The organism is Massilia sp. X63, assembly GCF_041023745.1.
Classification (GTDB): domain Bacteria; phylum Pseudomonadota; class Gammaproteobacteria; order Burkholderiales; family Burkholderiaceae_D; genus Telluria.
This window is the reverse complement of sequence record NZ_JBFTEF010000011.1, coordinates 154937-165586: the sequence shown is the minus strand read 5'-3', so window position 1 is coordinate 165586 and position 10650 is coordinate 154937. Positions and strand designations below refer to the sequence as shown.

Genomic DNA, 10650 nt, shown 5'->3' with positions numbered 1-10650 from the left:
CTACAATCGACAGAGGCTGCATCAAACCTTGAGCTATCAAACACCGGTCGCCGTCGAATCAGCATTTCGTGTGCTTAATTAAGATGTCCGGGAAATCCGGACCACCTCAGGTCTGACATTCGGACACGAACTCGAGCGTTACTCATTCGTATTGCTCAGCCCGTGTCCAAATGTCAGACCTGACCCCCGGTTGGTCGGACCCCCGGCTGGTCCCCAAACGAAAAGACGCCCGGTGAGGGCGTCTTTTCCATTCAAGCCGGCAATCAGCCGTGCATCATCATCTTGCCGTGGCCGCCATGATGACGGCCGCCGCGGCGATGCTGCTGCTCATCGAACACCTTGCGCTGTTCCGGCGTGAGGGCCGCGTACAGGCTGTTCAGGGCCGACAGGCGGGCTTCCATGCGGGCGGTGCGTTGCTTCTGCATGGCGATGCGGCGTTCCAGGCGCTGCGGCGCGGTGAGGGCGGCGCGCTGCTCCTTGCTGAGGCGCTGGCCGGCGCGCTCGCCCTGTTGCGGCGGCGTCATGCTGGCCACGAAAGCCTGCCACACCGGCTGCTGGGCCGGGGTCAGCTTCAGCGATTCGGCCAGCTTGGCCTGGCGGGCGGCGCGCATTTCCGCGCGCTTGGCTTTGAACTCGGCCATCTTCGCCTGGCGTTGCTCCGGGCTCATGTTGCGGAATTCGGCGCGCTTGGCTTCGCGCTGTTCCTTGCTCATGGCGTGGGCGTGGCGGCCTTCGGCCGGCGCCTGGGTCTGGGCCTGCACGCCGAGCGAGGCGCCGGCGATGCCGATGGCGGCGAGTGCAGTGACGATGTTTTTCAGGACGGTGTTCATGGCGATTTCCTTTGGTGAGAGTCAGTAAGGTGTGCACTTTGCATCCGGACTGCTCGCTGCACGGTTCCCATCATCGCCAGTAAGTGTAACCGTGGGATTTCCCCTGTGCGGTTCTTTGTATCAATATGTTTCGTGCCTATCGGCATATACAAGCCGATACAAAACCGCTGTCCACGCTTGCTGTAGATGCGGATAATTGAGGTTATGGACAATCCCTCTACGATTTTGATCGTCGACGACGACCGCGACATCCGCAGCCTGCTCGCCGATTACCTGGAATCGAACGGCTACCGCACCCTGTCGGCCGCCGACGGCACCGGCATGTGGAAGGCGCTCGACGACGCCCGTCCCGACCTGATCGTGCTCGACCTGAACATGCCGGGCGACGACGGCCTGACCCTGTGCCGCAAGCTGCGCGCCACCTCGAGCCTGCCGGTGATCATGCTGACCGCCCGCAACGAGCCGCTCGACCGCATCCTCGGCCTCGAGATGGGCGCCGACGACTACCTGCCCAAGCCCTTCGAGCCGCGCGAACTGCTGGCCCGCATCCGCAGCGTGCTGCGCCGCTCGCATGCGATGCCGTCGAATGCCCCGTCCGAGAATGTGCAGCAGATGCGCTTCTCCGGCTGGACCCTGGACCTGACCGCGCGCCACCTGGTCAATCCGCAAGGCGTGGTGATCATGCTGTCGGGCGCCGAGTTCCGCCTGCTGCGCGTGTTCCTGGAACACCCGAACCGCGTGCTCAACCGCGACCAGCTGCTGAACCTGACTCAGGGCCGCGACGCCGACCCCTTCGACCGCTCGATCGACATCCAGATCAGCCGCCTGCGCCAGAAGCTGGGTGAAGACGCGCGCATGCCGCAGATCATCAAGACCGTGCGTAACGGCGGCTACGTGCTGGCCGGCCAGGTGACCGTGGAGCCGCCTGCGTGAAAGCCTTTCTTGGATCGATGACCGGGCGCGTGTTCGTCACGCTGCTGCTCGGTATCCTGATCTCGGCAACACTGACCCAGCTGGCGGCCGACCTCGAACGCCAGCGCGTCATCGAACAACAGCGCGACCAGCACCTGCTCGAGCGCGCCGAACAACTGGTGATGGCCACCGAGATCGTGCCCACCTCGGCACGCTCGGTCTACCTGTCGGTGGCCAACCGCCCGGGCCTGCGCCTGGAGGTCGGTCCGCCCCAGCCGCTGGCCGGCAGCCCGAGCTGGTTCGCCCGCTCGCTGGCGGCGCGCCTGGGCGACGGCTACGGCATCGCCTCGGCTTCGGTCCGGCCCGCGTCCTGCGACATGCCGCACCAGCAGACCGTGCTGTACGGCCTGATCCGCACCCAGTGGCAGGGCGCCTGCGAAACCCTGAACGTGCGCCTGCGCGACGGCGAAGAGTTGCGCCTGTCGGTGCTGCCGCCGCGCTCGGTCTTCACCGGCCCCGAGACCGACTACCGCGTCACCATCGGCCTGTTCCTGCTCAGCATCGCCGCGCTGGCCTATGTGGTGGCGCGCATGACCACCCGCCCGCTGAAGGTGCTGGCGCGCGCCGCCCAGGACCTGGGCCAGGACATCAACCGGGCGCCGCTCGAGCTCAAGGGCGCCAGCGAGATCCGCCAGGCCAGCGCGGCCTTCAACGCGATGCAGGCGCGCATCCGCCAGTACATCTTCCAGCGCACCCAGATGCTGGCGGCGATCACGCATGACCTGCAGACGCCGCTGACCCGCATGCGCCTGCGCCTGGAAAAGGTATCGGACGCCGAACTGCAGGAACGCCTGATCGGCGACCTGTCGGCCATGCAGGCCATGGTGCGCGAAGGCCTGGTGCTGGCGCGCAGCATGGACACCACCGAGAACATGCAGATGCTGGACCTCGACTCGCTGCTGGAGGCCGTGTGCGCCGACGCGGTCGATGCCGGCCAGCAGGTGGAGCTGAAGGGCCATGCCGGCATGGCGCTGCTGGGCCGGCCGCTGGACCTGCGCCGCTGCCTCGGCAACCTGATCGACAACGCCGTGAAGTACGGCCGCGAGGCGCGCGTCTGCGTCGACCGCGTGGGCGGCGCGGCGCGCGTGCGCATCCGCGACGGCGGCCCCGGCATCCCGCCGGGCGAGCTGGCCCGGGTGTTCGATCCGTTCTACCGTGTCGAGACCTCGCGCTCGCGCGAGTCGGGCGGCACCGGCCTGGGCCTGACCATCGCCCGCAACATCGCGGAACAGCATGGCGGCAGCATTGCGCTGGCCAACCATCCGGAAGGCGGCCTGGAAGTGACGCTGGTGCTGCCGGAGTACTACCCGAACAAATAAGGGACGAGCAAGCGCGACGTTGTAAAGGCAACATCGCGGATTCGCAGTCCTGAAATATGGCTGTGCGAGAATGCAGCGCCGCATATTTTTTCCTGGGAATGTGCGGCCCAGCGCGTTCGCGCCGGATAATATGAAAGAAAGAGCCGCCGGCACTGGCGGCAAGGGACGAACATGAAAAAGAAGAACGCGGGACTCATCGTGGGTGTGGTGGCGCTGGCCGTCGCCGGCGCCTGGTACCTGAACAAGGTTGACGGCGCCCACGCCGAAGGCCCGGGCAAGGGCGGCGGCGGGCCGGGCGGCAAGGGCGGGATGCCGCCGACCACCGTCAATGTGGTGAGCCCGCAACGCCAGGACGTCGGCGTCGAACTGTCGGCCAACGGCACCGTGACCCCGGTGCGCACCGTCGACCTGCACCCGCAGACCACCGCCACCATCCGCCAGGTGCACATCCGCGAAGGCCAGTTCGTCAAGGAAGGCCAGGTCATGTTCTCGCTCGACGACCGCGCCGACCGCGCCAACGTCGCCCGGGCCGAAGCGCAGGTGGCGCAGAACCGCGCCACCCTGGCCGACCTCGAACGCCAGTACAAGCGCAGCCAGGACCTGGCCTCCCAGGGCTTCCTGTCCCAGAGCGCCGTCGACTCCCTGAAGAGCCAGGTCGAGGCGGCGCGCGCGCTGGTCCAGAGTAATGCCGCGGCCGCGCGCGCCAGCCAGGTCAGCGCCAGCTACACCACCATCCGCGCCCCGATGTCGGGCCGCGTGGGCGCCATCGACATCCACCCGGGCGCGCTGGTGCAGCCGAGCACCTCGCTCACCACCGTCACCCAGCTCGATCCGATCGACGTCTCGTTCAACCTGCCGGAATCGGCGCTGGGCGCCGTGCTGGCGGCCCAGCGCGCCGGCAAGGTTGCGGTGCAAGCCTCTACCGGAGGCGAAGCCAGGCCGCTGACCGGCGAGCTGAAATTCGTCGACAACGCGGTCGACCCGTCGGCCGGCACCATCCGCGTGAAGGCCCAGTTCACCAATCCGCAGAGCATGCTGTGGCCGGGCCAGTACGTGTCCACCCGCGTCACCGTGCAGACCATCCGCGACGCGGTCGTGATCCCGCAGAACGCCATCATCACCAGCACCCAGGGCACCTTCGTCTATGTGGTGGGCGAGGGCAACGAAGCGCGCCAGGTCAAGGTGGCGCGCCTGCACGGATTCGGCGAGTATGCTGCCGTGACCGGCCTGAGTGGCAACGAGAAAGTCATCACCGAAGGCAAGCAGAACCTGCGTCCGGGCGGCAAGGTGCGCCTCGCGGGCGCCAAACCGCAAGCTCAGCCGGCACCGAACGCGGAAGGGGCGCCGCAGGCGGCGTCTGCGAAGAAGGGTGACAAGGCATGAATGTGTCCGAACTGTGTATCCGCCGTCCCGTGATGGTGGTGCTGCTGTCGCTGGCCCTGGTCCTGGTCGGCGTGCTGGCCTACATGCACATCCCGGTCGCGGCCTTGCCGAGCTATAACACGCCGGTCATCAACGTCAATGCCAACCTCGCCGGCGCCAGCCCGGAGAACATGGCCTCGTCGGTCGCGCTGCCGCTCGAGAAGCAGTTCGCGACCATCGCGGGCATCAAGACCATCAGCTCGACCAACACCCAGGGCAATACCTCGCTGACGCTCGAGTTCGACGAATCGATCGACGTCAACCAGGCTGCCGTCGACGTGCAGGCCGCGCTGCTGCAGGTGCAGCGCCAGCTGCCGCAGGAGATGACCGACCTGCCGTCCTACCGCAAGATCAACCCGGCCGACGCCCCGATCCTGTTCATGCACATGACCTCGCCGTCGATGGACCTGTCGGAGCTGAACGACTACGCGGAAAACCTGGTCTCGCCGGCGATCTCGACCCTGCCGGGCATCGCCCAGGTAACGGTCAACGGCGGGAAGCGCTTCGCGGTGCGGGTGCGTGCGAAACACGACCTCATGAGCGCTCGCAACATCTCGATGTCCGAGCTGGCCACCGCACTGCGTTCGGCCAACTCGATCACCCCGCTCGGCATCCTGGACGGCCCGACCCAGAGCCTGACCATCCAGGGCGGCGGCCAGCTGATGCGCGCCAAGGACTTTGCCGGCCTGATCGTCGCCACCCGCGACGGCCTGCCGGTGCGCCTGCGCGACATCGCGGAAGTCGAGGACAGCTACCAGTCGGTCAAGGCCACCGGCAGCCTGAACGGCGAGCGCTCGATCGTGCTGATGGTGCAGCGCCAGCCGAACGCCAACACCGTGCAGGTGGTCGACGCCGTGCGCGCACTGATGCCGCGCTTCGAGACCCAACTGCCGCAGTCGATCAAGATCCACCTGGTGAACGACCGCTCGGTGTCGATCCGCGAAGCGATCCACGACGTCAACCTGACCCTGGCCGGCACCGTGGTGCTGGTCATCCTGGTGATCTTCCTGTTCCTGCACCGCCTGACCGCGACCCTGATCCCGGCCGTCACCGTGCCGATCTCTCTGCTGGGTGCGCTCTCGCTGCTGTACGCCTTCGGCTACAGCCTCGACAACATCTCGCTGCTCGGCATCACGCTGGCGGTGGGCCTGGTGGTCGACGACGCCATCGTGGTGCTGGAAAACATCGTGCGCCACATGGAAATGGGCAAGAAGCCGATGCAGGCGGCGCTGGTCGGCTCGCGCGAGATGGGCTTCACCATCATCTCGATCTCGATCTCGCTGGTGGCGGTGTTCATCCCGATCTTCTTCATGCCGGGCGTGATCGGCCTGCTGTTCCGCGAGTTCGCCGTGATCGTCGGCCTGGCCGTGCTGGTCTCGGCGGTGGTCTCGCTGACCCTGGTGCCGATGATGTGCTCGCGCCTGATCAAGCATGGCGGCCACGTCGATCCGAAAGAAATGTCCTGGATTGGCCGCCGCTTCGAAGCCATGTTCACCAATGTGCGCGACGGCTATGCCCGTACCCTGGACATGGCGCTGCGCCACCGTTTCATCGTGCTGATGCTGGCGGTGGGCACCGTGGTGCTGACGGCCGTGCTGTACACGACCATGCCGAAGGGTTTCTTCCCCGAAGAAGACATCGGCCAGCTGCGCGTGACGGTCGAGGCCTCCGAGGACACCTCGTCGTTCAAGCTGATGCAGCTGCAGTCGCAGGTGGTGGACATCGTGCGCGCCAATCCCCACGTGCAGAACGTGACCTCGTTCAGCGGCGGCGGCAATACCGGCCGCATGTTCCTGGTGCTCAAGCCGCGCAGCGAACGTCCGGCGATGCCGCTGGTGGTCGACGAGCTGCGCAAGGCCACGCGCCAGGTTGCCGGCGTGCAGGTGTTCCTGTCGCCGGTGCAGAACCTGCAGCTGGGCGGCCGCCAGTCCAAGAGCCGTTACCAGTACACGCTGCAGAGCGTGTCGGGCGGCGAGATCGGCGGCTGGGCCGACCAGTTCCTCGAGCGCATGCGCGCCGACCAGCGCTTCCGCGACGTCACCAGCGATTCGCAGAACAAGGCGCTGCAGGCCACCATCGACATCGACCGCGACAAGGCCGCGCTGCTGGGCGTGGAAATGGCCGACATCCGCACCGTGCTGTACGCCTCGTTCGGCGAGCGCCAGGTCTCGACCATCTATTCGACCGCGGCCAGCTATTACGTGATCCTGGAGGCGGCGCCAAGCGACCGCTACTACGACGAAGCGCTGTCGCGGGTATCGGTGCGCAGCAAGAACGGCGAGCTGGTGAAACTGTCGAGCTTTGCCAGCGTCAGGCGCACGGTGGGTCCGCTGGCGGTCAACCACCAGGGCCAGCTGCAGGCGATCACGCTGTCCTTCAACCTGGCGCCGGGCGTGCCGCTGGGCGACGCCACCGCCGCCATCGAAGAGATGGGCCGCGACATGAAGCTGCCGGCCTCGATCATCACCAACTACGGCGGCGACGCGGCGGTGTTCAAGGACACCCAGTCGAGCCAGCTCATCCTGATCATCGCCGCGATCGGCGTGATCTACGTGCTGCTGGGCGTGCTGTACGAGAGCTACATCCACCCGCTCACCATCCTGGCCGGCCTGCCGTCCGCGGCGGTGGGCGCGCTGCTGACCTTGTGGATCTTCGACATGGACCTGACCCTGATCGCGATGATCGGCATCCTGATGCTGATCGGTATCGTGAAGAAGAACGCGATCATGATGATCGACTTCGCGCTCGACGCCCAGCGCACCCAGGGAATGAAGCCGCACGAAGCGATCCGCGAGGCCTGCATCCTGCGCTTCCGTCCGATCCTGATGACGACCCTGGCGGCCATGATGGGCGCGCTGCCGATCGCGCTGGGCATCGGCGCCGGCGCCGAGCTGCGCCAGCCGCTCGGCCTGGCGGTGGTGGGCGGCCTGATCTTCTCGCAGGTGATCACGCTGTACATCACCCCGGTGATTTACCTGTACCTGGACAAGTACAGCGGCACCGGCCCGATGACGGACAAGCAATTGGCCAAGCTGGAAGCCGCGCACTAAGTGGGCCGATCGACCGGCGGGCGGAAACCTTCCTGCCGGTTGATCGTGTTTTGAAACATCTTGTAACATCCATCCAGGCTGCGCAAGCGTCCCTAAGCTTGCCCTAAGCTGCGCGGCTGGCCCAAAACGGTTAGACTGCGGGCTCTCGTATCGTATTGATAGCCGCCGACCCAGGACCCGTTCGACCTTGCGTGACCATTCCCACATCTACGACGAGCACAGCGACGTGTGCACGCACTGCGGGCAGCCGCTGCCGCAAGGGCAGCGCCCGGTGCCCACGTACGGCCGCCAGGGACCGAACCGCCCGGCGCTGGTCGCGACCATCCTGCTGCACCTGCTGCTGGTCCTGATCTGGCTGTTCCATCCCGACAAGGACGCAAAGCAGGCCAAGCCGGCCTCGGGCGACGAAGGCCAGGTGGTGTACGTGGCGCCCATGAAAGAAAAAGCCACGGACGCGCCGCGCGAGCAGGCGCCGAAGCCCTTGCCGATGCCGTCGATCCCGGTGCCGCGCCAGGAGCGCATCGAGATCGCGCGCCTGCCGGACACGATCACCACGCCGCCCGAAGAGCCGGTAAAGGAAACCAAGCCGCAGCAGAAGTTTGACCAGGAAAAGCCGGTCGACATGCAGGCCTTCATCGAGGCGCGCCGACGCCAGCGCGGCGCCGCCAGCGGCAGCGAGCAGCCGTCCGAGGAAAGCGAAGCGGCCAAGGGCACGCGCAATGCGCTGGCCAACATCGCCGCCATCAACGGCCGCGGCCGCGAAGACCGCAACGAGAGCGGCGGCGTGTTCTCGGTGTCGAACAAGACCTTCCACAGCATGGACCTGAAGTTCCGCGGCTGGAACCCGAACTTCCAGCGCCGCTGGCTGACGCAGGTGACGGTGGAGCAGGGCAGCGAGCCCGACCTCGAGATCGCGGTGGTCAAGAAGATGATCGAGCTGATCCGCCGCGAAAAGACCGGCGATTTCGAGTGGGATTCGCACCGCCTGGGACGCATCGTCAAGCTGAGCGCGCGGCCCCAGGATACCGACCAGCTGATGACCTTCCTGTTCAAGGAAATGTTCCCGGATTACAAGCCGCCGGCGCAGTGGCGCTGATAAGCTTTTCCGGGCGGAACCCAGCGTTCCGCCAACTCCACGCCTTCCGGTTGCGGCGTCCGCCGCAGCCGTCCTTTCTCTTCCTGCACTTGGGCAAATCGCTCGATCCTGCGCAATAGCGCACGGATGCGCACTCTTGTGCCCGCCCATATGGCGGCCTGGGCCGAACGTTTAGGCTGGTCTCACGCCCGCCCAATCCGGATGGGCATCCTGTCTGCCCAGAGCAGCTGCTTCTGGGCATTGTTCTTCACATCGACGGAGAGCACCCATGATCGACAAGCCCCTCGCGCTGACCAACCAGACGCGCCGTACCGTCCTGAAAACGGCCGGCCTCACCCTCTGTGCCGGCGTGCTGCCTTTCGGCAGCGCCCTGGCCAACACCAAGCCGGCGCGCTACCGGCGCTACAACGCCACCGGCAGGCATGGCGCGCGCATGCTCAAGAGCTACGCCAAGGCCGTGCGCGCCATGCTGGCGCTGCCGCCCAGCGACCCGCGCAACTGGTACCGCCAGGCCATCATCCACACGCTCGACTGCCCGCACGGCAACTGGTGGTTCCTGCCCTGGCACCGCGGCTACCTCGGCTGGTTCGAACAGGTCTGCCGCGAGCTGAGCGGCGATCCGCAGTTCGCCCTGCCGTACTGGGACTGGACGGTCGACCAGCAGGTTCCCGACGGCATGTTCGACGATGTGCTCGACCCCAACCATCCGGCCTACATGGCGAGTTCGCAGGACTTCGAACGCATGCTGGGCGGCGTCATCGCCGAGGCCGGTTACTGGTCGCTGCCCGGCACCGGCTTCAATGCCCTCACCCAGCTCGGCCAGCTGCTGTCGCGCCGCATCCGCTTCGAGCAGGACCTGATGTTCGACATCACCCAGGACCCGTCCGGCCGCATGTTCTTCGACCATCCCGGCGCCCGCGGCATCCGGCGCGAGCAGCCCGGTTTCTCGCTGGCCACGGCCGACGCGGTCGCGCCCGCCACCATCCAGGCCGCGCTGGCGGCGCCGGACTTCGTCACCTTCGGCAGCCCGAAGAGCTCGAACCACAGCACCAGCGCCGGCTTCGGCGTGCTCGAAGCCCGGCCGCACAATTCGATCCACCGCTGCGTCGGCTCGCGCGACTGCAACTTCGTCGAGGCGCGCGGCTTCATGGGCGACATGTTGTCCCCGGTCGACCCGATCTTCTTCCTCCACCACGGCAACATGGACCGCCTGTGGGACGTCTGGACGCGCAAGCAGATCCAGCTCGGCCTGCCTTACCTGCCGGCCGGCTACGAGCTGCGCACCGACCTGCCGGACGATCAGAAGTCGCAGGCGGAACGCAGTTCCGACTACTACCGCTGGGCGCGCGAACCGATGCTGTTCTTCGTCGATGCCCAAGGCAAGCCGGTCAGCCAGACCCGGGCCGGCGACTATGCCTGGATGACGTCCTTCGGCTACGACTACGAGCCCGGTTCGGGAGAAGAGCAGATCCCGCGCTACGCCAGCGTCCCGCGCCCGAAGGCCATGCGCGGCCGCACCAACGGCACCGTGTTGCGGCGCGAGATTTCCAGCGCCGAGCCGGCCAGCGCGGTGGTGCGCCTGTCCGGTTCGACCATCGACGGCGCGCGCAGCGCCAGCCAGGTGCTGGTGGCCAACGTCACGCTGAACTTCCCGCTGATGGTGCACGATGCCTATGTCGTGGTGCTCAACGGCCCGGACGACGTCGCGCAGGTCGATGCGGGCAGCCCGTTCTACCTGGCGACCATCATGATGTTCGGCCACCGCGGCGCCTGCGGCGCACTGACCTACACCTTGCCGCTGACCGACAAGCTGCGCCAGGCCAGCGCCGCCCAGCCGCTGCCCTCGGACGGCACCATCCGGCTGCGCGTGCTGCCGCTGGCGGGGATGCCGGGGCACCACCATCGCATGGAGGGCGCGGAGGCGGTGGAGTTGCTGGCGGTGAACGTGGAAACGTATTGAA

7 protein-coding genes are annotated in these 10650 nt (G+C 66.8%); 6 read left to right on the top strand and 1 reads right to left on the bottom strand.

Annotation, left to right across the window (positions count from 1 at the left end; all coding sequences use genetic code 11):
• Positions 1 to 263: 263 nt before the first annotated feature.
• On the bottom strand, positions 264 to 830 hold the full coding sequence (locus tag AB3347_RS20065) for a Spy/CpxP family protein refolding chaperone (RefSeq protein ID WP_369093484.1): 567 nt from the start codon (positions 828 to 830) through the stop codon (positions 264 to 266).
• A 204-nt stretch (positions 831 to 1034) separates the two neighbouring features.
• On the opposite strand from AB3347_RS20065, the gene AB3347_RS20060 reads away from it, so the two are divergent.
• From AB3347_RS20060 to AB3347_RS20035, 6 genes are all read left to right on the top strand, one after another.
• Entirely contained in the window at positions 1035 to 1763 is a 729-nt protein-coding gene (locus AB3347_RS20060; RefSeq protein WP_369093483.1) for a response regulator, read from the top strand.
• A complete protein-coding gene (locus AB3347_RS20055; protein ID WP_369093482.1) occupies positions 1760 to 3121 on the top strand; it encodes an ATP-binding protein in 1362 nt (453 codons plus the stop codon). Before AB3347_RS20060 ends, AB3347_RS20055 begins: the two co-directional genes overlap by 4 nt.
• A 171-nt stretch (positions 3122 to 3292) precedes the next feature.
• Complete coding sequence (locus tag AB3347_RS20050; RefSeq protein ID WP_369093481.1) at positions 3293 to 4504, top strand: efflux RND transporter periplasmic adaptor subunit; 1212 nt, start codon at positions 3293 to 3295, stop codon at positions 4502 to 4504.
• Positions 4501 to 7593: an efflux RND transporter permease subunit gene (locus AB3347_RS20045; protein ID WP_369093480.1), complete on the top strand. Its 3093-nt coding sequence runs from the start codon at positions 4501 to 4503 to the stop codon at positions 7591 to 7593. The genes AB3347_RS20050 and AB3347_RS20045 overlap by 4 nt, the downstream gene beginning before the upstream one ends.
• Before the next feature lie 187 nt (positions 7594 to 7780).
• On the top strand, positions 7781 to 8689 hold the full coding sequence (locus tag AB3347_RS20040) for a hypothetical protein (RefSeq protein ID WP_369093479.1): 909 nt from the start codon (positions 7781 to 7783) through the stop codon (positions 8687 to 8689).
• A 268-nt stretch (positions 8690 to 8957) separates the two neighbouring features.
• Positions 8958 to 10649, top strand: a complete 1692-nt coding sequence (locus tag AB3347_RS20035; protein ID WP_369093478.1) for a tyrosinase family protein — start codon at positions 8958 to 8960, stop codon at positions 10647 to 10649.
• The last annotated feature ends 1 nt before the right edge of the window (position 10650 follow it).

Coding starts and splice junctions, on each gene's coding strand:
- AB3347_RS20035 (WP_369093478.1), top strand. CDS start 8,958: ATGATCGACAAGCCCCTCGCGCTGACCAACCAGACGCGCCGTACCGTC.
- AB3347_RS20060 (WP_369093483.1), top strand. CDS start 1,035: ATGGACAATCCCTCTACGATTTTGATCGTCGACGACGACCGCGACATC.
- AB3347_RS20045 (WP_369093480.1), top strand. CDS start 4,501: ATGAATGTGTCCGAACTGTGTATCCGCCGTCCCGTGATGGTGGTGCTG.
- AB3347_RS20050 (WP_369093481.1), top strand. CDS start 3,293: ATGAAAAAGAAGAACGCGGGACTCATCGTGGGTGTGGTGGCGCTGGCC.
- AB3347_RS20065 (WP_369093484.1), bottom strand. CDS start 830: ATGAACACCGTCCTGAAAAACATCGTCACTGCACTCGCCGCCATCGGC.